Annotated in this window: 27 protein-coding genes and 1 pseudogene; 17 read left to right on the forward strand and 11 right to left on the reverse strand. The window is 45.7% G+C overall.

Going from position 1 to position 25332, the window contains the following annotated elements; all coding sequences use genetic code 11:
• The first annotated feature begins 27 nt into the window (after positions 1-27).
• The 5 genes from L985_RS06850 (at position 28) to L985_RS06870 (ending at position 1931) form a co-directional block, all read left to right on the forward strand.
• Positions 28-318, forward strand: coding sequence for a hypothetical protein (locus tag L985_RS06850; RefSeq protein ID WP_029341403.1), 291 nt, complete (start codon positions 28-30; stop codon positions 316-318).
• A 25-nt stretch (positions 319-343) separates the two neighbouring features.
• A complete protein-coding gene (locus L985_RS06855; RefSeq protein WP_047395926.1) occupies positions 344-817 on the forward strand; it encodes a GNAT family N-acetyltransferase in 474 nt (157 codons plus the stop codon).
• Positions 818-863: 46 nt separating this feature from the next.
• Positions 864-1088, forward strand: coding sequence for a hypothetical protein (locus L985_RS06860; protein ID WP_047395924.1), 225 nt, complete (start codon positions 864-866; stop codon positions 1086-1088).
• Positions 1089-1162: 74 nt separating this feature from the next.
• Positions 1163-1381, forward strand: a complete 219-nt coding sequence (locus L985_RS06865) for a hypothetical protein (RefSeq protein ID WP_047395912.1) — start codon at positions 1163-1165, stop codon at positions 1379-1381.
• Positions 1382-1454: 73 nt separating this feature from the next.
• Entirely contained in the window at positions 1455-1931 is a 477-nt protein-coding gene (locus L985_RS06870) for a glutathione peroxidase (RefSeq protein WP_047395909.1), read from the forward strand.
• Positions 1932-2010: 79 nt separating this feature from the next.
• Here the strand turns inward: L985_RS06870 and L985_RS06875 are convergent, their stop codons facing one another.
• Both L985_RS06875 and L985_RS06880 read right to left on the reverse strand, forming a co-directional pair.
• Positions 2011-2472 carry a hypothetical protein gene (locus L985_RS06875; RefSeq protein WP_047395906.1) on the reverse strand — a complete coding sequence of 154 codons (462 nt, stop codon included), beginning with the start codon at positions 2470-2472 and terminating at the stop codon, positions 2011-2013.
• 3 nt (positions 2473-2475) lie between these two features.
• Positions 2476-3387 (reverse strand): EamA family transporter, encoded by a 912-nt coding sequence (locus L985_RS06880; protein WP_047395904.1) that lies wholly within the window; start codon positions 3385-3387, stop codon positions 2476-2478.
• Between the two features lie 156 nt (positions 3388-3543).
• Here L985_RS06880 and L985_RS17120 point away from each other — a divergent pair, with 156 nt between their 5' ends.
• The 9 genes from L985_RS17120 to L985_RS06920 all read left to right on the forward strand — a co-directional run bounded on the left by L985_RS17120 (position 3544) and on the right by L985_RS06920 (position 11982).
• Entirely contained in the window at positions 3544-3858 is a 315-nt protein-coding gene (locus L985_RS17120; RefSeq protein ID WP_235609873.1) for an SMI1/KNR4 family protein, read from the forward strand.
• Positions 3855-4532, forward strand: a complete 678-nt coding sequence (locus tag L985_RS06885) for an SMI1/KNR4 family protein (RefSeq protein WP_235609875.1) — start codon at positions 3855-3857, stop codon at positions 4530-4532. Before L985_RS17120 ends, L985_RS06885 begins: the two co-directional genes overlap by 4 nt.
• Before the next feature lie 419 nt (positions 4533-4951).
• Positions 4952-6505: a lysine--tRNA ligase gene (gene lysS, locus L985_RS06890; RefSeq protein ID WP_051656243.1), complete on the forward strand. Its 1554-nt coding sequence runs from the start codon at positions 4952-4954 to the stop codon at positions 6503-6505.
• Between the two features lie 120 nt (positions 6506-6625).
• Entirely contained in the window at positions 6626-7510 is an 885-nt protein-coding gene (gene murQ / locus L985_RS06895) for an N-acetylmuramic acid 6-phosphate etherase (RefSeq protein ID WP_029341412.1), read from the forward strand.
• A gap of 12 nt (positions 7511-7522) precedes the next feature.
• A complete protein-coding gene (locus L985_RS06900; RefSeq protein WP_029341413.1) occupies positions 7523-8896 on the forward strand; it encodes a PTS transporter subunit EIIC in 1374 nt (457 codons plus the stop codon).
• An 82-nt stretch (positions 8897-8978) separates the two neighbouring features.
• Entirely contained in the window at positions 8979-10025 is a 1047-nt protein-coding gene (locus tag L985_RS06905; RefSeq protein WP_029341414.1) for a DUF871 domain-containing protein, read from the forward strand.
• Positions 10022-10549 (forward strand): hypothetical protein, encoded by a 528-nt coding sequence (locus L985_RS06910; protein WP_029341415.1) that lies wholly within the window; start codon positions 10022-10024, stop codon positions 10547-10549. Before L985_RS06905 ends, L985_RS06910 begins: the two co-directional genes overlap by 4 nt.
• A gap of 123 nt (positions 10550-10672) precedes the next feature.
• Positions 10673-11386 (forward strand): N-acetylmuramoyl-L-alanine amidase, encoded by a 714-nt coding sequence (locus tag L985_RS06915; protein ID WP_029341416.1) that lies wholly within the window; start codon positions 10673-10675, stop codon positions 11384-11386.
• A 41-nt stretch (positions 11387-11427) separates the two neighbouring features.
• The gene (locus L985_RS06920) at positions 11428-11982 is read left to right on the forward strand and encodes a DUF1349 domain-containing protein (RefSeq protein WP_047395900.1); all 555 of its coding nucleotides are present in this window, start codon (positions 11428-11430) and stop codon (positions 11980-11982) included.
• A 1019-nt stretch (positions 11983-13001) separates the two neighbouring features.
• Here L985_RS06920 and L985_RS06930 read toward each other — a convergent pair.
• The 3 genes from L985_RS06930 to L985_RS06940 form a co-directional block, all read right to left on the reverse strand.
• Positions 13002-13640, reverse strand: a complete 639-nt coding sequence (locus L985_RS06930) for a type 1 glutamine amidotransferase family protein (RefSeq protein ID WP_029341419.1) — start codon at positions 13638-13640, stop codon at positions 13002-13004.
• A 75-nt stretch (positions 13641-13715) separates the two neighbouring features.
• On the reverse strand, positions 13716-14627 hold the full coding sequence (locus L985_RS06935) for a helix-turn-helix transcriptional regulator (protein WP_052169508.1): 912 nt from the start codon (positions 14625-14627) through the stop codon (positions 13716-13718).
• 57 nt (positions 14628-14684) lie between these two features.
• On the reverse strand, positions 14685-15791 hold the full coding sequence (locus L985_RS06940; protein WP_029341421.1) for a citrate synthase/methylcitrate synthase: 1107 nt from the start codon (positions 15789-15791) through the stop codon (positions 14685-14687).
• A 179-nt stretch (positions 15792-15970) separates the two neighbouring features.
• Here L985_RS06940 and L985_RS06945 point away from each other — a divergent pair, with 179 nt between their 5' ends.
• Positions 15971-16237: a hypothetical protein gene (locus L985_RS06945; protein ID WP_029341422.1), complete on the forward strand. Its 267-nt coding sequence runs from the start codon at positions 15971-15973 to the stop codon at positions 16235-16237.
• A 53-nt stretch (positions 16238-16290) separates the two neighbouring features.
• Here the strand turns inward: L985_RS06945 and L985_RS06950 are convergent, their stop codons facing one another.
• The 6 genes and pseudogenes from L985_RS06950 to L985_RS06975 all read right to left on the reverse strand — a co-directional run bounded on the left by L985_RS06950 (position 16291) and on the right by L985_RS06975 (position 21736).
• On the reverse strand, positions 16291-17070 hold the full coding sequence (locus L985_RS06950; RefSeq protein WP_029341423.1) for an HAD-IIB family hydrolase: 780 nt from the start codon (positions 17068-17070) through the stop codon (positions 16291-16293).
• Positions 17071-17194: 124 nt separating this feature from the next.
• Positions 17195-17890 (reverse strand): bifunctional nitric oxide dioxygenase/dihydropteridine reductase 2, encoded by a 696-nt coding sequence (locus L985_RS06955; protein WP_047395892.1) that lies wholly within the window; start codon positions 17888-17890, stop codon positions 17195-17197.
• 27 nt (positions 17891-17917) lie between these two features.
• Positions 17918-18670 carry an iron ABC transporter ATP-binding protein gene (locus tag L985_RS06960; protein WP_029341425.1) on the reverse strand — a complete coding sequence of 251 codons (753 nt, stop codon included), beginning with the start codon at positions 18668-18670 and terminating at the stop codon, positions 17918-17920.
• Positions 18667-19694, reverse strand: a pseudogene (locus L985_RS06965) (iron chelate uptake ABC transporter family permease subunit). The gene L985_RS06960 and the pseudogene L985_RS06965 overlap by 4 nt, the downstream one beginning before the upstream one ends.
• Before the next feature lie 33 nt (positions 19695-19727).
• Positions 19728-20723: an ABC transporter permease gene (locus L985_RS06970; protein WP_148662051.1), complete on the reverse strand. Its 996-nt coding sequence runs from the start codon at positions 20721-20723 to the stop codon at positions 19728-19730.
• Between the two features lie 20 nt (positions 20724-20743).
• Entirely contained in the window at positions 20744-21736 is a 993-nt protein-coding gene (locus L985_RS06975; RefSeq protein ID WP_047395883.1) for a siderophore ABC transporter substrate-binding protein, read from the reverse strand.
• Between the two features lie 385 nt (positions 21737-22121).
• Here L985_RS06975 and L985_RS06980 point away from each other — a divergent pair, with 385 nt between their 5' ends.
• Together L985_RS06980 and L985_RS06985 are read left to right on the forward strand one after the other, a co-directional pair.
• The gene (locus tag L985_RS06980; RefSeq protein ID WP_047395880.1) at positions 22122-23078 is read left to right on the forward strand and encodes a sensor domain-containing diguanylate cyclase; all 957 of its coding nucleotides are present in this window, start codon (positions 22122-22124) and stop codon (positions 23076-23078) included.
• 237 nt (positions 23079-23315) lie between these two features.
• The gene (locus L985_RS06985; RefSeq protein WP_047395877.1) at positions 23316-25331 is read left to right on the forward strand and encodes a BglG family transcription antiterminator; all 2016 of its coding nucleotides are present in this window, start codon (positions 23316-23318) and stop codon (positions 25329-25331) included.
• Position 25332 lies beyond the last annotated feature (1 nt).

Consider the following 25332-nt stretch of genomic DNA (forward strand, 5'->3'; position numbering starts at 1 on the left):
AAAGGAGAGGTGAGAGGAGACGATTCGATGTGGATCATACTGGGTTTAATAGCGATTGGTTTTACTGCACTGAATATCATCTTTTATTTGATCGGTAAGGAGTATCGTTTTCTGATGGTGCTCGGACTAAGTTTTACGGCACTGACGCTGTGCGCGGAATACCGACTTGTCGCAGAATTCGTGGCGCGGGAGGACTGGGCAGCGTTACAAGACGTCGTACCGGGCATGGAGCGGGCACTGTGGGTATTGACGTTCATCTCGATCGGATTAAATGTATTGCCGCTACTGTTAGACTACCGAAAAAATCGATCGCGTTGACGAACCGAAGAGGAGCTGAATCCTGATGAGCTATACATTTTCACCGCTGACGCAACGACAGGCGGAACAGATTGCCTACGAGTGGCAATATGACGGGGCGTTTGCATTTTATGATATGCCGAATGACGAAGAAGATTTAGCAGAATTTCTCGATCCAGCAAAGCGGACGGAACATTATTTTGCTGTGTTGGATCGGGAAGAATTGATTGGTTATTATGTATTTGAACCAAACGCAGACGTCGTTGACGTCGGGCTTGGCATGCGACCAGACTTGACGGGACGAGGAAATGGAGTGGCATTTTTAGAAGCCGGTCTTTCGTTCATCATGGACCGATATGCACCTAAACAAATTGAATTAGATGTCGCGACATTCAACGAGCGGGCGATTCGCCTGTATACGAAAAGTGGCTTCCTTCCCGTCGAACGCTTCCAACAGGCGACGAATGGTGGAAGCTATGAATTTTTGAAGATGCGTTTACAACCCATCAACTCGACGTAACCTTTTCCAAACTCTATAAGTAGATAACAGAAAAGGAGATGATGTCATGGCACGCTGTACGAATTGTCAGTATAAGTTCAGCACAAAAGAAGTACTCGCTGTCAGTGTCACGATACACGGGAAAGGCAAACCATGTCCGAACTGTGGCGTGAAACAATACATGTCCCGGAAGTCACAATTCTATCTATCACTCGGGAATATCAGTCTCTTGTTCGTCCTGTTCTTGCCGTTTCTGATTCGGTTGAGCGACCGGGAAGAATCGATGAGGTAAGGTGTCGGTTACCTTCAATTTCATGAAACTTTTTCCTGAATCCACCAGTAGATAAGGAAGAAGGAGATGATCAGATGGTGCGTTGTACGAATTGCCAGTATACGTTCAAAACGAAAGAAGTGCTTGCTGTCGGATTGGCGAAACATGGGAAAGCGTGTCCGAACTGCGGCATGAAGCAGTACATTTCAAAAGACTCGCAACATTACTTATCGCTCGGATATGTCAGTCTCTTGTTCGTCTTGATTCTACCGTTCGTCATCAAACTGAGCGACAAAGAAGAGACGATTTGGTGAAGCATTACGCGCATGTCTGAGAACGACAGGGTGCGCGTTTTGTCTTATACTCGGGGCAAAGGAGCTGGGAAACATGCAAACCGTATATGATGCAACCGTACAAAACGCAACGGGAGAGACTGTTTCATTAGGTGACTATGTGGGGCGTGTCCTCGTGATCGTCAACACGGCAAGCAAATGTGGGCTCGTCAAACAACTTGGCGAATTACAAGCATTGTACGATAAATATGACGAGCAAGGAGTCACGGTGCTTGGCTTTCCGTGCGATCAATTCAATCAGCAGGAGTTCGCGAGTCAGGAAGAGACGATGCAGTTCTGTCAGCTGAACTATGGCGTGACGTTTCCGATATTTCAGAAGATCGACGTCAATGGACCAAATGAACATCCGCTTTATACATTTCTAAAAAGCGAACGGTCGGGTCTGCTGTCGTCAAAGATTAAATGGAACTATACGAAGTTTTTAATCGATCGCCAAGGACGTGTCGTACAGCGGTTCAGTCCGGTCGATTCCGTCCAGTCGGTTGAAAAAACCTTATCCTTATATCTATAATCCAAGTAACCGTTCGGCGCGAGTCGTTGGACGGGATGAACGAATACCCTACCTTTGGCGAGGTAGGGCTTTTTTTATGTCATTCAACGATGAGCGAATCAAATGAATAGGTGACGATCGTATCGCTTCGCTTATGTCCGAGATCGGTCAGGACCGGTGGACGGGGCGACAAGACATGAAAATCCTGTTCGAACGCCCGGAGCCAGTAATGGACCCAGTCTTTTGTAGGATCGAGTCCCATCATTTTACGTGCGAACGTCAGTAGCTTTGAATCGGTCAGCGTCAGAAGTGGAATCGGATTGATCTCGACGTCTTCTTTTAGTTCATAGAGGTCCGGTGAACGGAGTAGAATCGCATCCGCTTCGAAGGTCAATTGGAAGTAGTTGCAGCTGTAGTCGCCGACGATGACCATCGTCTCCTCCGTATGCCCACGGAAATGAAAGATCAATCGGTTACCATTTGCGACATCCATCAAGAACTGATTGAGTCCGATGTGATAATCTTCGCGAAATTGTAGTTTCTCAAGCGTGATTTCTTGCATGATTTAGCCTCCAGTCCGAGTTTGTCGTTCTTCTGTCAAAACGGTTTGGCGCGCTGCTAGGCGAGACGAACCGATCAATAAGGCGATTCCGAGTAACAATAACGAGATTCCGAACCAGGCCGTACCACTTAATTCTTCACCGAGGACGAACACACCAAGCAAGGCGGCAGTCAGCGGCTCACCGAGCGAGAGCGTGACGGCAGTCGACGATGGTACGTTCGATAGTCCTTTCGCGAATAACCAGTAAGCGATTCCGGTCGCAACGACGCCAAGATGGAGGCTGATTCCAGCACCACGTGACGTGAACAACCAGGAGAGGTCGAATAAAAACAGCAGAGGCGACAACAGCAAGGCGCTTGTCGTGAAAATGACGGCAACGACTGACAGCGGTGCGTGTGTCTTGACGAGGTCTCGACTGACGAACGTGTACCCGGCAAACGATAGTCCGGCACCGAGTGCAAGGATGATTCCGATTGGATCAATCGCAACCGTTCCTTGATTGTTCAGAAGCAACAGACAACCGGTGATCGATAGTCCGGTCGATGCCCACCACAGCAACGCTGGACGTTTCTTTAGGAACAGCCACTCGATACACCCGGAAAAGATCGGCGCGCTACCGATTGCGACGACGGTACCGACGGCGACACCGGTCATCAAAACAGCTGAGAAGAACAGCGGTTGGTAAGCCGCCATGCTGACGGCAGCGAGTAAAATCGTCCGCACCGGCCAGTCGCGTAACGTCAGCGTTCCTTTGAAGAGAACGAAACAGAGTAAGAACAGTCCACCGACAGCCAGACGAACGGCACCAATTGCAATCGGGTGTGCATCCTCTGGCGCAAAGGCTTGTGAGGTTCCCGTCGTGCCCCAAAAGATTGCAGCAAGTAATATGAGCAACATCGATGATGATTTAGACATGGGTCACCTCTTCGAATGCAATTTTTTAAAATGATATTAGAACGAGAATACCACAGAACGAGTAGGATGGAATACACCAAATAATTGAAAAAATGGTATGGTGTATAGGGTGAAGTCGTATCATTCACGAATACGAAAATGATAAGGATGGGACCCATGAAAGAAATGAACCAAATCGAAGCGGTACTTGACGTCTTATCACAAAAAATCAATCACGGGTCGACCTTCATTCAGCGGCGATACGATACAGGAGTCGCTCAATTCAATTTAAATGATCCGGTGACGGAACAGGCGATTCAGTCATTTGAAAAACAGTTCAAACTAACGTTACCAAGTGAATATAAGACATTCCTTCGTTTACATGATGGAGCGGAGTTGTTCATGATTCAAGGTCTCGGTATCGAACTCTATCCACTTGATAAAGTCATTGAAATGACAATCCAAGCTAAAGAGGACGACCTGATCCAATGACAATCCAAGCTAAAGAGGACGACCTGATCCATGAAGACTATGATCACTTCTTGATGATTGGCGAAATAAACGAAGGATATGTCTTGATTCAGACGGAAGATGCGAAAACAGATGAGACACCGTATATGCACTGGATGTTTCATGAGTTATCGACAGAGGAGACTGACCCGATTGGACAGAACTTCGGCACGTTCCTCGAGTATGCGATCATTGCGCAAGGGGATATGTTCTGGGAGTTCAAGGACTTCTCGATTGCAACAAATGATTATTATGTAGAGAATCACAATTCTGAAGAGGAAGTGAACAAACCACGACCCATTCGCTTCGTCGACTCGGTTCGCGTTGAAATCGAGTATCCGATGGCGAAGAAAAATGCTTGTTTCTCAGTTAAGATTTTCGAGGGAAAACAAGAACAAGAACGCCTTGGCTCAAGCTACGACTCAGATTCGCGCTTTGAGAAAGTTGTGCAATCGGTACGGGAATATCTAATGGCAGAGCGATTCCAGTATGCGTCGATCATGGTCTTTCAAACGGAACACCGATTTTGGCAGAATGAGGACGAGACGGGTGATCCCTTGATCCGCAACCATAATCCGCAACGTCAAGGACTACGATTCGATGGATATCGTGCCTTTGTCGAGGAGCCACCACGCCCACTTCCAGGATGGGAATGATACAATAAGTGTTCGAATTCGATGATCGGTACTGTCGAAACTCGAATTGATTGTATAAACAAATCTTTCAAAAAAGAATTGACAACGAACTGGATGAATCTGTATGCTAATCAAAATTACATAATCAAGGCGATGACGAGAAGAGTAGGAAGAAATTGACGGTGCCAAGCGAGTCCGAGATGGTGAGAGCGGATGACCGGGTTTCTCTCTGAAAAAAGCCTCCGAGCTTCGTACGGATTCCGATATGGATGATGCTACGATGGGTTCTCCCATTATCGAGAGCATGTATGATTGTACATGTGAAGGTTCGTCTGGTGACAGGCGGACGAACAAAGGTGGTACCACGGGAAGCTGATTCTCGTCCTTTAGGCAACTAACGGGCGAAAATCAGCTTTTTGTCTACTACTGGAGGAATCATCATGCATTGGGCAGAACACACTGCAAGAACCATTATCGAACGTCAGCCAGATAAAGAGACATACGTCTGTGCTGCCGGGATCAGTCCATCGGGTCCCGTTCATATCGGCAATTTTCGGGAAGTCGTCACGACGTACTTCGTCGCGCGTGCACTGCAAGACCTCGGCAAAGAGGTCCGCTTCCTGTTTTCGTGGGACGATTACGATCGCTTCCGGAAAGTGCCTGCGGATGTCGATCAAGCATTTACTCGATATATCGGGATGCCTTATAGTGCCGTTCCGGCACCGGATCGATCCGACATGAGTTACGCGACGTACTTTGAACAGCAATTCGAAACCATGCTGGCAGCATTCGAGATCACACCAGGCTACCGTTATCAACACGAAGCCTATACGTCTGGCATTTATGCTGAACAAATCATCCACGCGTTTCGCCATCGTCACGCGATTTATGACATCTTGATCGACCATAAGACAGCGGCAGGATCCGATGCTGAGCGAGCAGCGTTTTACCCGGCGACCGTCTATTGTGCTGCTTGTGGAACCGACGCGACTACCATCGATTCGTTCGATGAAGCTGAAGCCACGTACCATTACAGCTGTCGATGTGGTCATATGGCAACGGTCGATATGCGGACCGAACACCGGATGAAATTGAATTGGAAAGTCGACTGGGCGATGCGCTGGGCGCATGAAGGCGTCGATTTCGAGCCGGGTGGAAAAGATCATTCGGCAGCAAACGGAAGTTACACGGTTTCGTCCCGGATTGCGCAAGAAATTTTCCAACAGCCGACACCGCTCTATCTCCCGTATGAATTCATTCGTCTAAAAGGGGAGTCGAAAAAAATGTCGAGTTCAAGCGGTGGTGTCTTGACTCCGCAAGATCTACTCGCCGTCTATCCACCGAGCATTCTTCTGTTCTTATTTGCGAAACATCGTCCGAATCACGCGTTTCATATCGGGCTAGATGAAGATGTGTTACGCAATTACAGTGAGTTCGAGCGATTTGTCGCACACTCATCGCGTCAATCCGAAGACATTCAGCAAAGTCTGCGTTGGAGTCATCGTGGAACTGCTCATCTCGTTTCGTTTACGCAGTTGACGATGATTGGTCCGATGGTTGGTTTTGACACTGATTTGATTGAAAATGTGTTTTGCGCGAGCGTTCCGCCTGAACAGATTGCACGTGCCCGTACTTTCGTTACGCAGTGGTGTCCGGAACGTGAACTTCAAATCAGTACTGTTCCGAATCGTGAACTACATGCGCAACTGACGGAAACGGAACAGGACTGGATCCGACAATTCGTCGCTGCTCTCCGAACGGATGAAGACGTCCTTGCTGCCTTCTACCGTTTGACACGGCAAGCTGAAAAAAAGGAAACACTTCGCCTGCAGAAACACTATGCGACGCTACTCTATCAACTGACGATCAATCAATCCTACGGACCACGCATCCCGTTACTCGTCGCGACGATTGGACGGGAGCGAATGTCTGCGTTACTGGACTTTGTGAATGAGGAAATTACAACAAGCAGGAAATCAAGGGACCAAGCCTGAAAAAGAAGGACAAAACCTTATTTTTATATATCGAAATTTTATTTCAAATTTAAATAAATAATATTGAATTAAAATTTCTCAATTGTATAATAAAGGGAGGGAAGAGAAAGGGTGAAGCAGATGTTAGATCAATTAGCAACGGAACGTCGGAATGAACAGACGATGCAACTCGATGAGATGACAGTCGAAGATGTCTTACGGGTGATGAACGCTGAGGATCAAACGGTCGCGACGGTCATTCGGGAACAAATTCCCGTCATCGCGGAAGTCGTCAAATACGTCATTGCGTCATTCAAAAACGGAGGACGCTTGATTTACATCGGTGCCGGTACGAGCGGGCGGCTCGGGATTCTCGATGCGGCAGAATGTGTGCCGACGTTCGGAGTTTCACCAGACATGGTCGTCGGATTGATTGCTGGTGGCGAACGCGCGTTAATCAAAGCGGTCGAGGGAGCAGAGGATAGTCGGACGCTTGCCGTCGATGATTTGAGAGCGCTCCAGTTAGAAGCACGTGATACGGTCATCGGGATCGCTGCAAGCGGTCGGACACCGTATGTCATTGGCGGGCTTGATTATGCGAAGGAAGTCGGAGCGGTGACAGCTGCGATTTCTTGTAATACGGATGCGGTCATCAGTGGGCACGCGCGCTATGCGATTGAAGTCGAAACGGGTCCGGAAGTCTTGACGGGGTCAACTCGATTAAAGGCTGGAACGGCGCAAAAGCTCGTCTTGAACATGATTTCGACGGCGGCGATGATCGGTGTCGGTAAGGTCTATCAAAATCTGATGGTCGACGTTCAGTCGACGAACGAAAAACTGGAGATCCGGGCGAAGCGGATGATCCGTGAGGCGACAGGAGTTGATGCCATAACGGCGGAGCGTGTCTTCGGGGAGGCACACGGGCACGTCAAGACGGCGATCGTCATGATTCTCGCAAATGTTCCGCATGCGGAAGCCATCGAACGATTACAGCAAGCAAACGGATTCGTCCGTGACGCACTCTAAGGGGGAAACACGATGAAGAAGGAAGAAGTGCTGGCACACGCGATACTCGAGCACGTCGGTGGAAAAGATAATCTCCGGCAGCTCGCGCACTGCATGACGCGGGTTCGCTTATCGTTAAAAGATCCAACGCAAGCAAATATCGACGCCTTAAAGCGGATTGATGGGGTCATGGGGGTCATCGATGACGAGACGTTACAGATTGTCGTTGGACCGGGAACAGTCAATCGGGTAGCCGATCACTTAAGTCGTGAAACAGGACTCGCGATCGGGGAAGAGTCCGTGGATCCGAATTTAACACCAGAAGAACGAGCAGCTGTCGAGCGGCAAAAAGTGAAAGCAAAACAACAATCACCGTTCAAGCGTTTCTTACGCCGGATCGGGAATATCTTCATCCCGCTCATTCCGGGTCTTGTTGCTTCCGGTATCATCAACGGGGGGGCGAACTTCGCGAAGAATGCGGGTGTCGACGAAACGCAGACATGGATGCAGATTTTACTGCTGATCGGTGGGACGGTCTTTTTATATCTTGCGATCCTTGTCGGGTGGAATACGGCGAAGGAATTCGGTGGGACGCCGGTGCTCGGAGCAATCGCTGGTGGGATTTTATTCAACCCGGTACTTGCGGACATCACGATTTATGGTGAACCGCTTGTTGCGGGCAGGGGTGGCTTGTTTGGAGTCATCTTCGCGGCTTGGTTGATGACATATCTTGAGAAGCATATCCGTCGCTTCATGCTAGCATCGATTGATATCATCTTTACGCCACTGTTGACGGTGTTGATCGTCGGATTCGCCTCACTCTATGCGATCATGCCAATTGCCGGACTGTTGTCTGACGGAATCATGAAAGCAATCAATGCCGTGCTTGAGGTCGGTGGACCACTTGCCGGGGCAGTACTGGCCGGCTTCTTCTTACCACTCGTTATGGTCGGTCTCCATCATGGACTGACACCGATCCATCTCGAGTTCTTGAATACGATTGGCAATACGCCACTCTTACCGATTCTTGCAATGGCAGGAGCGGGTCAAGTCGGGGCGGCAATGGCGATTTTCGTCAAGACTCGCAATCCGCGCCTGCGTAACATCATTAAAGGTGCGATTCCGGTCGGATTCCTCGGAATCGGTGAACCGTTATTATACGGTGTTACGTTGCCGCTCGGTCGCCCGTTCGTAACGGCATGTCTCGGCGCAGCAGTCGGTGGTGCCTTCCAAGCAACGATGAAGACGACGGCGCTTGGAGTCGGCGTATCCGGTTTATCATTGACACCGTTGATCGACAACGGGATGTACTTGACGTACATCGGTGGTCTCGTCATTTCGTACGCGGCAGGATTCCTGTTCACGTATTGGTTCGGTTTCAAAGAAGAGATGGCAGACGGTATTTAAGGTATTGAAAAGCAGTTGAATCCTTCGAAAAAGAAGGAATCAGCTGCTTTTTCCCTAAGTAGAGAAAGGAAGGAGTGAGTGGATGAAAGGATTATCAATCTATTTAAGTGAACCGATTACAGACGAGACGAGCGAGTGGCTACAGCGGATGCATGCTGTTGGCTTTACGTCGCTCTTTACATCACTACATATTCCCGAGGACGATTCCTCACTGTACGTCGAACGCTTGCAAGCACTCGGTCGCATAGCACGTGAGCTTGGATTCGAACTCGTAGCGGACATCGCACCGGCGTCACTCGCGACGCTCGGCAAGACATGGGAGACGGCAGCGACGTTAACGGACTGGGGTGTAACCGGACTCCGTCTTGATTACGGCATCAGTCCGCAGCAAATCGCGACGTTATCCAATCAGATGATGGTCGCATTGAACGCCAGTACGTTAACAGCAGATGAATTGACGGAGATGAAGGCACACGGGCTGCGAATCGATCGAACGGAAGCGTGGCATAATTTTTATCCGCGACCGGAAACGGGACTCGACCGGACATGGTTCGACGAAAAGAATGCCTGGTTGCAGGCGCAAGGATTACGAGTTCAAGCGTTCATACCGGGTGACGGGACACTTCGTGGACCGTTGTTTGAGACGTTACCGACACTTGAAGAACACCGGCATGCGGCACCGTTCGCCAGTTACATCGATTTAAAAGCGACCGTTGATCGAATTCTTGTTGGGGATCCACGATTGACGGAGGCGACGATTCGGCAATTCGAAGCAGAGCAAGACGGCATCATCATCCTCCGAGCCGTGGCGAACGGACGACAGGTACAACGAGATACGGAAACGAATCGGTTTGATCCTGCGCGGGATGTCATTCGGTCCGTCGAGTCGCGAATGAAGCCATCGTCGATTGATTTGACCCCGCAAGATCCGTCTGCCCGTCCGCTTGGAACGATCACGATCGATAATGAAAAATACGGACGATACGCGGGCGAGGTTCAAATCACGAAACGTAATTTGTCGGCAGATGAGCGAGTCAACGTCCTCGGACGCGTGATCGAGGCAGATCAACCATTGATCGCACGGCTTGGTCCAGGAAGTAAGTTTCGCATCGAATGGGTGACGCCATGAAGCAACTCGTTGCGGAACGACTCGCCTATCTGTACCGAGGGGAGCTGTTCACGGTCGTCACGATTTTACCGCTGAGTTGGTTTGGTAATCGTGTCTTTCCACGACTGCAGTTATTTGAACTCAGTGCATTTTGGATGTCACTGTTTTTGTTTGAGCTGTTGTTGATTCAAGGAGCTTGGTATTGGTACAGCAAGTCAAGGCGTCTGAAGAAGGAAGGAACGTCAGTCACCCCGGTACCCGTCGTCCGACGATTACGTCACTGTCGTGTCATCAATCTGGCTTTGATCGTCCTGACAGCGTGTGCGTTCGGAATCGATTGGATGCGTTTCCGATCTGAGCTTCCGGTCTCCGGAACACAACTTGCCTTGTTATTATATGTATTCGCGATTCTTGAATATATCAATTATTTCCATATCCAACTTATGTACGATAACCGGTCAGATGTGCAATACTTAATACAGAATAGACGTTTGAAACGATCAGCATTGAATAAGGATATGCAACGACTTCGTAAAGTAGTCTAAGGGTTCATAGAAAATAGGAGGGATTGTATGCTCGATATGCTCATTCGTGGCTATCGAAAGTTACGAAAGTTAAGAGGACGGTAAAAAGTTTTGCAAAATGGATGGTATGGAGTGTGATGAAAAGTGAAACGGATTGGTTTACTCATCATGTTAAGTCTATTGATTGGAAGTGCGACGCCGCTCAATGGACAGGCGAAATCGACGTCAAAGAAGGAAACGATTTGTATTGATCCGGGTCATCAAAAAAAGCAAAACTTAGCAAAAGAACCGGTCGCTCCACGCTCGAAGGTCATGAAAGTGAAAGTGAGCGCGGGGACGAGCGGAGTAAAGACGAAAATTCCGGAGTATAAACTGAATTTACAAGTCGGGTTGAAACTAAAAGCTGCATTAGTGAAAAAGGGATACCAGGTACATATGACGCGTACGACACATGACGTCAACATCAGCAATGCAGAGCGTGCAAAATATTGTAATGCGAAGAAAGCTGTCTTAACCGTTCGGATTCATGCAGATGGAAGCACGGATCGAAAGGTAGAAGGAATTTCCGTCTTATATCCAGATGATCAAGTGACAAAGGCGATCAATAAGACGAGTAAAAAACAAGCAACCATCATGTTGAAGCACTTGATTGAATCGACGAAGGCGAAAAAGAGTTACGGAACTGGACTTGTTCCACGAAAAGATTTGACGGGTTTCAATTGGTCGAAGACACCTGTTGTGTTGATTGAAATGGGCTTCATGTCAAATCCAACAGAAGATCAAAAATTAGCATCTGACAGTTATCAAAAAAAGCTAGTGAACGGAATGGTAAAAGGGATCGATGCGTCGCTAAAATAAAGGTTCAATAGATCATCAATGATTAAAAAGGGGAGAATTCGATGAAGAATACAAGTTGGTTAAATCCACCGACACGTATCGAACAGGAAACACCATTACGCTTCATGACGGATCCGGATACGGATTTTTGGCGCAATACTCATTATCAGTTCAACCGTCTGACGGGGCATGCACTGTTGCAGGATGCTCCGGAAGGGGAGTTCAAGTGCCGGATTGAAGTAAAGTTAAATCCGAATGCGACATATGATCAGGCGGGGATTTTGCTTTATGTGAACGACGATCACTGGGTGAAGGTCTCGGCTGAGTTCATTCCGGATGGTCCATCGCATCTGGGTGCCGTCGTGACGAGCTTCGGGTACTCGGACTGGTCGTGTCGGGATGTCGACAATACGCTGTTTGATGCACCGCTTGTCTTTGAACTCCACTATCTCAATCAAGATGTCACGTTGTATCACGTAACAGGAGAGCACAAAGAGCAACTCCGGATCGCACACTTACATGACGTGACCGATTTGAAGATTGGACCGTATGCGTGTAGTCCGGATGTAGAAGCGGCAGGGTGTGAAGTGGGAATTATAGATTTTAAAATTTACTAAATTCAGAGGAGTAGTGTGTTGTTAATTATTATTTCAGTAATAGTATCTATTTGCATTCTTCATTCACTCTCATGGCTTATTTCAGTAATTGGTATTAAGACGGGATTAAAAATTTCAAACACAATATCTAACAGCAGATTTAATCAAAATAAAGGATTAAAGAAGGGGAAGTCCAAAAAATTTCTTACAATAAAAAAAGGTGGAGTTTTAAGCTACCTAATTTTAATAATTTTTCTATCACTATTGTTTTTAGTAGTATTTCTTTTTATCCAATCAATTATAACTAATAATTTATATTTTCAACTCTGTGGATTAATTTTTTTAGCATTAGAATTATTTTTAGTTCTTTTTTTAGATAACGTTTTAATTATCCAGAACAAGATGGATAATCCGATAAATGACAATAATTCTATCCGCAAAAATTATCTTAATCAACGTTTACTTTTTTTTATAGAACATACAATGTTTTCTTTTTTTATTGTTGTATCTAGTCTTATACTATCTGTCATATTCACTCTGAGTATAACTATAAATTTTTTTCCGGATTTTAATTTAGGTGTATTGATTGGATTTGTTATTCTATTAAGTTTGTATTCAAACATGTTCGTTTTAGAAAACTACATTTACAATAATATAATTAACCCACTTGAAAGTACTAATGAGAATGATATATATACTACCCAGAAAAAAATGATTAGTTACTTAATCATATTTGTTCTTGGAACGACTGCTTGGTATGAGGATTTAAAGAATTCAGTAGTGAGTATTAATAATTCACAAGATTTTAGTATTAATTCGTTATTAATTACGACTTTTCTTTTATTCTATTTATCTTCCGATCGGATTTTTAAATTAATAAACGATGATTACGTAAAGTTTAAAAAGTATTTTAACAGTTAGTTAAAAGCTGTGAGACAAAAAAAGACTTGATGAATGTTCGTAAATTTTCATCAAGCCTTTTTTTGTTTATAAAGATAAACTATATTAATAATGGAATATTCTTAATTAGGAGTGGGAGTTCAATAATTAATAGACGTTGCAACCATGAGGTCAAAAAAATATTTCGCTTCATTCGTCTTATGAAGACCATACCATGCTTCTAACGTTTCAGGTGTGAATACATCGAGTGCACGAATCGTCTCATAAGCAAACTCTAATGCTGCCATTCCTGACGCTGTGATTAACGAATCATCACGGACAACTGGAGTATGTTGATAAAAAGATTCTCCGGAATAATTCGAGCAAACGGATTGTAAGTAAGACAAATCGTTACTTGTATGGAGTCGCAGATTTAAGAATCCACTCTTTGCTAACCCTTCAGTCGCACCGCAAATCGCAGCGATGATTGTTCCATTACTCAGCGCGTTTCCTACTTTATTCAGTAGAGGGTCATGAAGAGACTCTTGCCATGTCTGTCCACCGGGAAGAATTAATGCATCCTTTGAAGTCATCTCTAATTGTGAAACGGCGATATCCGGTAAAATACGTAATCCGCCCATAGTCGTGATGGGGTGTAGCGTTGGTCCTACTGTAACGACATTGAATGGAGGAGCATCTGTTTTGAAATATCTTCGTGAATGTAACTCTGGCATCACGTAACCGTATTCCCAATCTGAAATTGAATCGAATACATATAAATAGACAGTGTGAGTCAAGATAACCGCTTCCTTTACTATATGAGATACATTTAGTATAGAAAAGTTATCCTGACAACTACTGTCAGTGAAAATAAATCATTGATGCGAAGCGATCAATTCGTGTAATCGATCAATGATTTTACTTTTGATTTCAACAGGAGAAACGACTTGTATCGATGTTCCATAAGCAATAAGGAGACTCGGGACTTGTTCGTCTAAAACGCTCGTCTCAATCATAAAAACAGCACGGTTTTGATTTTGTTCGATTAAACAGTGCTTAAAGTACCAGTGTTGGCAAATTGAATCAATAGTAGAGGTGTCACCGGAGAGGATTAGTTCACCTTGAGTTTCTCTTGGATTTGGTAGTAAATCGGTCATAAAAGAAGACTGAACATCGAAATCATCTGGAATATCGAATTGATTCAACAACAATTTAAAGCTGTTTATACGATTGATTTTAAAATGGCGGATTTCTTCTCTTAACTGACAGAATGCAGTGACGTACCAAGCGTGTTTCCAATAAGTTAATCTAAAAGGATTGATGTCACGTGATTGAACATCTTCATTGTTCGCGCGACAGTATTGAATATGTATTGTTGTTCGACTGCGAATGGCTTGATCGATTTCTCGTAACAGGATTTCGGCTCTCGACGACATTTCGGGTTGATAGGGAATTACATCCAAGAGCGGAGCACTTGTCGATGGTTTTAAAGCGTGCTGTTTTATTTTTTTAATCGCGCGATTTAAAGCTGTATTACCATAGTAACCGGCTTCTTCTGCAAAAAGAGCAGCGTGATATAAAGACTGCTGCTCTTCAGCATCGAAGAATAAAGGTGCTTCTATAAATTGAGGTAATAAGCTGTATCCGCCATGATGACCTGCTTCGGCAACAATCGGAACTCCACTTGCGGAAAGCGTATCAATATATCGATAGACGGTCCGGATGTTCATCTCAAGTTGTTCGGAGATGTATTGAGCCGTTACTTTTTTCCGGATTGTAGCATCCAAAGAATTGCTAATAGGTGATCACTTTTCGCCAAAAGAGGTCCTCCAATCAATGATTCATCAAAACTTAGCTGCTTGTTCCGGCATCTGTCCTGTGTATGACGATTGAGGTCTGAAGATCCGGTTGTCTTGCGATTGTTCGAGGATGTGTGCCGTCCAGCCGATGATACGGCTAGAGGTGAACGTCGGTGTGAACAGTTCTTTCGGAATGTCGAGTCCTTTTAAGACGGCTGCCGCGAAGAATTCAACATTCGTATACAGTTTTCTACCCGGTTTGTATTCCTCGAGTAAATCGATCGCTGTTTGCTCCATTTGTGTAATCAGGTTGAACCAATCGCTCTCTTGTGCGAGATTCTTTGAGACGACTTTTAAGGCTTCTGAACGCGGATCGCGTGTTTTGTAGACGCGGTGACCAAAGCCCATCAGTTTTTCGCCTTTCTCTAACTTGTTCCGGATCCACGGTTCGATGTTGTCGATTGTTCCGATCTCATCAATCATCTCAATGACTTCTGACGGAGCACCACCATGAAGCGGTCCTTTCATGGATCCGATCGCGGCACAGACGCCAGAAATCATTTCCGATTCCGTCGAGACGACGACACGAGAAGCGAACGTTGAAGCATTCATGCCGTGTTCAATCGTTAGGATCAGATACGCCGTCAGTGCTTTGATCTCGACTTCACTCGGCAATTGTCCTTTGATCATATAGATGTAATTCGCGACGTGATCGAGTTCCGGATTCGGTTCGATGAAGTCAGCACCTTGATTTTTTTGATATTTATAGGCAATGATTGTTGGTAAGAGTGCTGTTACGTGCATCGCTTGATCAATTGTCGGTGGCCAAGCGAAAGCGGGTGTACCAAGTGCCGAGATTGCTGTTCGCATCGTACTCATGACATCCATCTCGTTCGGCAATGTATCGAGAATCGTTTTAACGTAAGAAGGAAGTTCGCGATAACTCGTCATCTGTTCTTTGAATGTCAAAAGTTCCGATTCAGTCGGGAATTCACCATTCCAGATGAAATACGCCACTTCTTCGAATGAATAGGATAATGCGAGTTCCTTTGCCCAGTGTCCGCGATAGATAAGGTGACCTAACGTTCCATCGACTAAACCGATTTGTGTTTCAGCGGCAATGACGCCTTCGAGTCCTTTTTTGTATTCCATCTTCAACACTCCTTTTCTAATATCTACTGTCAGTATGACTTACAACGATACCAAATCACCAGTTATTTGAATGCGTTTCCAAAATTATTCTGAGCTGTTCTATAATCAAAGAAGAAATTATAATGGTTTAATAGAAAATTGTATCTACTATGACGTACATAGTTGAAGAAGGAGTACATATGAATAAAGCAATGATCATTCGCTTATTGGGATTTTTCTTTGTATTAAATGTTTTTTTAATGATCGATATTTTCTTTTCAGTGAGCCGAACGATTCTTGAGCCGCTTGCATTAGTCGTTGCTTCATTGACCATGCTCATTCCCGTAAAACGATTTAAGCCACTAGAAGAACAAACCCTGTCGGTTTTCAAATCGAGTCTCGTTGTCGTATTAGGGATGCTCCTGATGGGCGGATTATTCTTACCCATCGTATTCCTCTTTGGATGAGTAACTATTGATAGAGATTTAACTATTGATCCGAAAATTTCACCAGGCGTTATTTAGGAATACGACGTGGAATAGACGTATTTTTGGCTTAGATGCCTGATTTGTTCGACTATGTGAGATTCTAAAGGACTGGTGGAGTCAATGGTGTGATCTGCGTAAAAACGGAGTGATTTATGGCTTCCGATCATGACCGCATACTGTGCTCCTTTGAATAGCTCGATATCATTCGCGTCATTCCCAAAAGCAATGTACCCCTCGCTCTCGATCCCAAGTGATTGTAAAGCAGTCCGTTTATTGATGGTGGTCGGACTAATGTCCAATACTTGTTCCGATCCATGATAATGAACAACGACATCCATTCGAAGTAGCTCGTTTTCTAAGGATTTCAGATTGTTGGCACTCAAAATGAGGATTTTTATGATTCGATCATGGTGAGCTAGCGGAACATTTTGTGCCGTCTTAGCCGGATCTAGATTGTTCAGGATAGGATGGTCTTGCGGTCCATTATATGTATAATCCCAATCACTATCGATTAAATATGTGGCTTTGTGCTTGTCGAGTAATTCTGTGATAAAAGAAAGCTCACGATCGTCGAACGATTTGGACTGAACGATTGTTTGTTCCGATGCGACCAACGATCCGTTTCCGCCGATTAAGATATGATCATGGAATGAAGGATGAATGACAGGTAGCATGTCACGGATAGGACGTGCTGAAGCAAAAATCACACGGTGCCCGTCGTTCTCGACTGCATGAAGCGCTTGTACGATGTCTTGAGACATCGGTTCTCCTTTAAAACAGATTGTGCCGTCGAGATCAAATACAAAATTCATAAGCAACCCTCCGAAAGTCAGTTGATGCACTTATCATAACAAATATTTACAGATAACATACCAATTCTTTATTTTGAGAAAACAAAAAGACTCCAGTCAATGCTGAAGTCTAATCATTGGTACCTTATGCTAAAAACGTATCTCGCTGGTCCTGACGTTTATCAATCATGATCTGTGCTGCCGGAATGTTAGCGGTCTGCAACACGTCAATCGTGTCTCGGAGAAATTCATCACTACCAACGATGTAGAACAACCCTTCCTTGTCCGCTGTCATCGCTTTGACAGCATCGTAGTAGGCAGCGCGACTCTCGACATAAGCCGGGCTGAACTGCTCATGCGAAGGAAGCTGAGTTTTGAATAGTTCAGTTTGCGCAGAATCGACGTTCAACGAGTGCATGTGCGGAATGCCACTTCTATCAGCCTGATGTTGCAGGATGATCGGACGAAACGTTGCCAGACCGACGCCTGCTGACAGTAAGTACACCGAACGATGTTCCCGGCGTAGTGGAATGTTCGAATGCGTCTTAAACAAAGCAATCTTCTCACCTAGTTTCAGCTGCCGAAGTGTCTCCTTAAAGACGGAACATTCCGGTTTGATCCGTGTCGTGATGCCGATCGTTCCTTCATGTGGGAGCGTCGAGATCGACATATGCCGAATCAGACTGCGGTTCGGCTTTTCGCCTGCATTAAACCCTTCTAGCGCCATATGCGTATGGGCGCCTTCCTCCCAAACGAAACCATCTGGGCGTTTCAAATGAAACGTATAGGTGTGTTCGCCTTCTTGCGTTACCTGTACTAGTGGTAGCCAATCGATCTGCATCGTTCATTCCTCATTTCTATATAAGTATCAATACACAGCAATCGGACCGTATGGACCTTCGATGATCTCAAGTCGTGTCTCGAAGATCTCGGATAACAGCGCTTCATCCATGACTTCGGCGACCGTTCCGAAAGCGGCAATTTGTCCGTCCTTCATCGCACAGATGTGATCGGCATATTTCGCAGCAAAATTGATGTCGTGCAAGACAGTGATGATCGTCCGTCCGAACGTATCGGCGACGTGTCGTAGATAACCCATCATTTGGACTGAGCGGGCGATATCAAGGTTATTGAGGGGTTCGTCGAGTAGAATATATTCCGTTTCCTGACAGAGTACCATCGCGACATACGCCCGTTGCCGCTGACCACCCGATAATTCATCGAGATAGCGGTTCTCAAGCGACGTCAACTCGAGAAAATCGATGTATTTCGAGATGATCGTCTCATCGTCAGCCGTCAAGCGACCTTGTGAGTAGGGGAAACGTCCGAAGCCGACGAGCTGCCGGACCGTCAGCCGGGTCACGAAATGATTTTCCTGTCGTAAGATGGTGATGATCTTCGCTAAGTCTTTCGATTTGCTACTTGTCACATCCATGCCAGCGACTTCAATCTGCCCAGCATCGAGATCAAGCAACCGGCCGATCATCATCAACGTTGTCGACTTGCCGGCACCGTTTGGACCAATCAATGCCGTGAATCCGCCTTTTGGAATCGATAGATCAATTGGACCGATCCGGACGTCGTCCGTATACGATTTTTTTACTTGTTCGAGTGATATCATAGGGACCTCTTTCTAAGCAACACGATAAGGAAAATCAGACCGCCGAACAGTTCGATGATGACGGAGACGACGCTTGGCGTGTTGAAAATGTGATACATGAAGAAATAAGCACTTGTTAAAACGAAGAAACCAATTGCGAATGCCATCGGGAAAACGTATTTGTGATCGTACGTCGCAGCGACCTGATAACTGAGAGTCGCGACTAAGAAACCGAAGAACGTCAATGGTCCGATCAATGCCGTCGACATTGACATCAGGAGTGAAATCAGGATCAAGAAGTAGATGACACTGCCGCGATGATTGACACCTAACGATGTCGCGACGTCTTTTCCAAGCGCAACGACGTTGAGTCGTCCAGCAGAGAAGTAGAGCAACAGACCGACGATAAGGACGACCGGAATGACGATCGGGAAGTAGGACGCGTCGGCATTCGTGACCGAACCGAATAATCGTGCTTGTAAGATATCGAACTCGGACGGCGCGAGCATCTTTCGCATGAATGACGACAGCGAGTTGAGACCAGTGCCGAGAATGATTCCGATGAGCAACATCAGCTGCAGGTTCGCGTATTTTCCGGATAAGAGCCATCCGTATAATAAGAGGCTCATCGCGAGCATGATCGCGACTTGTGTCAAAAAGGCGCTCGTGCCGGTAAAGCCGACGAGTGCTCCCGCACCGAAGAAGAAGATCATCGATGTCTGGATCGTCGAATAGAGAGCGTCAAAACCAAGCAAGGATGGTGTGATGATCCGGTTGCTCGTGACCGAATGAAAGGCGACGGTCGCAAGACTTTGGCAAATTGCTGCAATCGCCATCGTGATGACAGCGGTGATTCGGCGTTCGACAACCGGCCAAAAGGACGGAGAATCAAACGGAACCGGATTATTGTAGAGCAAGAGACCGATTGTACTGAGCACTCCGCCGCTGAGGAACAGGATGAGGAGAATCCAGTAGCGGCGCTCGAGTCGTTTCGACTGAAATGCAGACGCACGGCGATTGGTTTCACGTGTAACGTCCGGTTGATATTGTGTTTGTTCGTGTTGTCTAATCGCGGTACTCATCTGACACCTCCAGTCTTCCGTCGACGTAACAGAATGATGATGAAGACAGCTGCCCCGACCGTTCCGAGAATCAACGAGACCGGCAGTTCAAACGGACGGATGATCGTGCGCGAAATCAAATCACTGATTAGAATCGTCGCCATCCCGATCAGACAGACCCACGGTAGATTACTACGGAGATCGTCACCGCGAAACATCGAGACGATGTTTGGAACAATCAAGCCGAGGAAGGGCAAATTGCCGATGACAGTCGCGACGACACCGACTGATAGGGCAATCAGCCCAGTCGCGATCAGCATCAGTCGATTGTAGTTGACGCCAAGGCTCGTCGCGACGTCCTCCCCGAGTCCGACGAGCGTCAAGCGACTCGCGAGAAAGAAGATACAGACCGTGACACCGATGATGATCCAGAGGTATTCGTAGCGACCGATCTGGACGGACGCGAACGAACCGACGAACCAGCCTTCGATCGCTTGGCTAGCACGGAAAAACAACCCGAGAAACGTCGATATCGCGGAGATGACGGCTCCGAGCATCAGACCGATGATCGGGACGATCAACGATGAACGCAGTCGGACCGAACGGAGAAACCAGAAGAAGACCATCGTCCCGATGAACGCAAACACGATGGCTCCGGTCATCCGCATCAACAAGGACGGTGCCGGAACGAGTAAGTAAACGGCTAACAGTCCGAGTCCCGCCCATTCGATCGTTCCCGTCGTCGTCGGTTCAACGAGCCGATTTTGCGTGATCAGTTGCATGACGAGTCCTGCCATTGCCATCGCAGCACCCGTCAGCATCAAGGCAAGTGTCCGTGGAACACGCGTGATCCAGAACATATCGAAATCGTTCGCTGCACTACGCAGTTCGTAGACGCCCGTGAAAAGGGACGCCGTTGCAAGCGCTAAAACCAGACATAAGGTGAAGACGAACGGTTTCGTCCAAACGACAGAAAAGGAAGGTCGAGCGGGTGGCTCGACTCTTCCATTCATTTGTTGCTGTGCGTGTGCCATTACTTCGCAAGTGCTTTCGCGATATCGTTGAAGAATTCCGAGTACGTCTGGATCGATTCATTCAAGTACGTATCTTTTGGTGCGTAGACGATATTGTCGTCTTTGATTGCTTTCGTTTTTTGCAGGGCAGGCGCGCGGTCGATGACGTCTTGCGCCGGCACGGCACCTTCAGCGTTTCCGAGTGGTGCGTCGCGGTCAAGGACGAGTAACCAGTCCGGGTTACTTTGAGCAATCGCTTCGACCGAGACTTCGTCCCCTTGGTCGTTGCCCGATTTTTGTTTGACTTCGAGTGCTGGTTTCCAGTCGAACAGATCATACATCGGTCCGAAGACACGTCCACTCATCGGAGCCGAGAAACCGATATCACCGCCTGAGACGATGACCGACATGACGCTGTCCTGACCGTTATACGATTTTTTAACGTCTTTGATCGATTGCTCAAGCGTTGTCACGAGTTGGTCGGCTTCTTGTTTCTTATCGAAGATTTGTCCGAGTGTTTCTGTCGTATCTTCAAGTCCTTTGACGAGTAATTCCCCTGGTGTACCTGAGTCTTCCGGTAATGTGATATCAAGGTCGATGACAGCGGCGTTCGGAACGAGTTTTTTGATGTCTTCATAATGATCAGCGAATCGTTGTCCGACGATGACGACGTCCGGATTGACACCAGCGATCGCTTCGAGGTTCGGTTCGAAGTGCATGCCGACATCGACGATATCCTTGTCTTTTGCGTATGGTGACTCAGCCGGGAGTAGTCCGACTGGTGCTGCTGCGAGTTCGACGTCCCATGCAGCAAGTGTTTCAAACGTCCGGTTGTCGAGTGCGACGACTTTCTTCGGATCAACTGGGACGTTGACCGTTCCGTGTGCGTCCTTGATTTTGACCGTCTTCGGTGCCTCCGCGTTCTTCTTCGTGTCTGCTTCTCCTGCGTTCCCGCATGCCGCCAGTAAGACAGCAAGCGAACTCACGACGAGTGGTGTTTTCCATTTCCCCATGATGATTCAGCTCCTCTTGTTCGATTTGATAAACATGGATCACGGATTGAGTAGCAGATGGATTATGTATACCTACGTGATTAATCTGTTCTCAATAAGTGATAATGATTATCATTGTCATGTTCACCGAGAATCATAGCAAACGAATTTGGAAGATGCAACGCTAATTTCCAGTCAATTGACTGTCCAAATTTTTTACTTCTATAAACTATACGAAAATAAAAAATGATAATCTTTCTCAATTAGGACTCGAAATAGGACCATCGAACGCTTTTTACAAAAACAGGTTTAAGCGACAGTGAAAAGAGAAAGTGGTAATAAATGTAACCTTTTTGTTTTTCAAATCAGAGACGCTGCAGAGGATGACTTCGAAATGAGGTGCTGTATGAATCAACCATTTGAAGACTTGAAGATGTATCAAAATTTTGATGAGCTTGCAGATGATGTCCTCGATTTTGCGAAAGAGATCTTACCGGAGCAGATGCTGTATTTATCAGCGATCGAAGCAGGGCAACAACGGATGTTGAAGATCGCGAACGATAAAGCGGATATCCCAATGGTGGAAGGCATGCAGATTGAATTGAACCAATCGTTATGCAAGCTGATTGATTTCGAGACGAGACAGCCGGTCGTCCTCGAAGATATTCCGAACGCGGAACAACTCGGCGACTGGCGAAAGGGTTTGGAGGAGGCTCATGTCCGGTCCTACTTGGGTATTCCAATCGTCTTGACGAGCGGGGAGACGTTCGGGACATTATGTGCGATCAATAATCGAGTCAGCTTGTATGAACAGAAAAATGTTCAGCTATTGCAACGAATCGTCCGGCTTTTCTTGTACTACTTGGAGCTCGAACGTCATGCTTGGAAGGATGCGTTGACAGGACTGCATAATCGGAGGTACTTAACGAAGCAGTTCGAGGAGCATCCCGGGCAGACAGGAGCCGTCTTCTTCCTTGATCTCGATGGCTTTAAGCAAGTCAACGATGTCTATGGACACGAAACAGGAGACGTCGTCCTGCAAGAAGTCGCACAACGCTTGCGACAGTTCGTCCGCGAACAAGATGATGCGATGGCTGTACGACTAGGTGGCGATGAGTTCATCTTACATTTCGGCCATTCGGATTCAAGGGAAGGGTGGGAACGACTCGCAAAGCGGATCGTCACTGCGTTAAGTGAGTGGGAAACGGACTATCGCGTGTCGACGAGTATCGGAATCGTGATGTATGACACTGCGTTTCGTCCAGAGTTGCAAGCCTTGTTACAACAGGCGGATGTTGCGCTTTATGTTGCTAAGTCGTCTGGAAAGAATACGTATCAATTCTACGAGTTAGTAAAAGAGTGAAGTCTATCATTCGGATGAATATTTATTCGATATAGAACAGGGTGTTTGGTTTATTATGGTAAAATAGAAATAAAAATTAAATTGCTTGTAAGACACTCATGTGACGAATGAGTGTTTTTTTTGTTTTGAAGTATTAGAGACAGTTTTTTGTTAATAGCTAGAACAAACATCAACCGTAAACGCTTACAAAAAGATAGTGTTTTCGTTTTATACTGAATGCGTAGGAGGCCTCCACTTATGTTACTGAACGAAAAAAGTAAACGAATCCTTCATGTGATGCTTCATGAAGAAATCGTACAAATTCCATTTTTATTAACGATCTTACCGTATTCTAAACGAACTTTAGAATATGAAATCGAACGTATTCAAGAATGGCTTGGATATCATCAATTACCATTGATTAATGTGAATGGACCGATTTTGAAGATTCCATCTGATAAGGGGATTGGAGAAAAATTAGAGAAAGCTGAATTAATCTTTTCGGAAGAAGAACGTGAGTTGTTGATCACATTCTATACGATGATGGAAAAAGATTTTGTGTCTTCCGTTCATTATCAACAGTTGTTGAATGTATCGAAATTTACAGTGCAAGAAAGCTTAAACGCCGTGAAAAAAGATGCTGTTCAATTTGGGATTACACTCAATTATTCTCGAAAAGATGGATATCACTTCTACGGGCATCTACAAACTATTTATTTGTATTTGTACCGAGCGATTGAGCGCCTAATTCGACTTTCTACGAAAAACGATTTGATGTCTATGATCATTGATGATTGGTCAGAGCGTTTAATTAAAGCGAAACAACACATCGAATCATATGAAGCAGAACAACAATTTCAATTTGTAGAAGAGCATCGAGAGAAACTATCTTATTTTTTGATGTTAGGTCGATCAATAGTTATCAAGGAAGTAGTACCCAGTGAAGAACCGCTGTTCGTGAAGAACATTGATTCAACGCTCATTTCTTATTTCGAAGAACGGACATTATTCGTTGATACGTTAGATCTCCTTATCCAAAGTGGTCCGAAGGTAGAAGAGGAAATTCAAAAAGATCTTCATGCTCGTCTTTTCAAAATCATGCATGAGGTGATTACTCATTTTGAGACGATTTCTTGCACTTTCATTATCGAAAAAGAGGCTCTTTGTGAAAAGTTAGTACTTCACTCGAAAGCTACGATGCAGCGCCTCTATTCAGGTTTGGAATCATCATCGGAATTAAAGCGGTATGTCATGGAAGAACACCAAGTATTACATGTTCTTGTATCGAAAGCGTTAGAACCATTCCGCAAGTTCATGAATCAAGACATACCAGATGTCGAAATCATGTATTATACGCTTCACTTTGCCACACATCTAAATCAGCAAGGAGAGCAACTGGATAAAAAGTTAAAAGCAATTGTTGTCTGTCCAAGTGGGATTAGTGTATCGCATATGCTCGATTACATTCTAAAAAATCAATTTCCTGAGATTGTATTTTTACCACCGGTGTCACAACGTGAAGTGGGTCAATTCGTGGAAATTATCGATGTAATTTTTACGACAGTTCCGTTAGAAGAGAGCATTCATTTGCAGGCAGATGTCATGCTTGTACCTACCTTGCCGACACGTTTTGAGCAAATTACATTAAGACGGTCGGTGGAGCAGCGTTTTCTAAAACGAAACCAATCAGATGAAATTCAATTGGAGGATTTGATTGCTGTCATCAAACAACATGCAACAATCCAAAGTGAATCAGCGTTACGACAGGAATTAAATCAGCTGTTATATCCAAGACAACCAAAACTGCTACAAGGAGGGCAACCGGTGCTAAATGATTTAATCACAACAAACCAAATACAGATACACCAACGGGTGGAATCATGGATGGATGCCATTCGAGTGGCAGCAAGTCCTTTACTACTTGAAAAGAAAATTCAACCAGCGTATATCGAAACGATGATTCAAAACGTTGAGTCTCATGGTCCATATATTGTCTTAATGCCAGATGTGGCGATTCCACACGCACGACCGGAAGACGGTGTACTTCAACTAGGAATGAGTATTTTGAAATTAGAAGAACCTGTTTTATTTCCACAAGATAAAGAAGTACGTCTGTTTTTTGTTCTTGCAGCCATTGATCAAACAACGCATCTAAAAGCGCTAAGCCAACTGACGAATCTTTTAGGAAATCAAGCAGATGTCACACGTTTACTAGAGGCAAGCTCTGTAACAGAAATCGAAACAATCATTGAACCATATTCTGAGGAGGACTAAA

It is taken from the genome of Exiguobacterium sp. ZWU0009 (genome assembly GCF_000798935.2).
Lineage (GTDB): Bacteria > Bacillota > Bacilli > Exiguobacteriales > Exiguobacteriaceae > Exiguobacterium_A > Exiguobacterium_A acetylicum.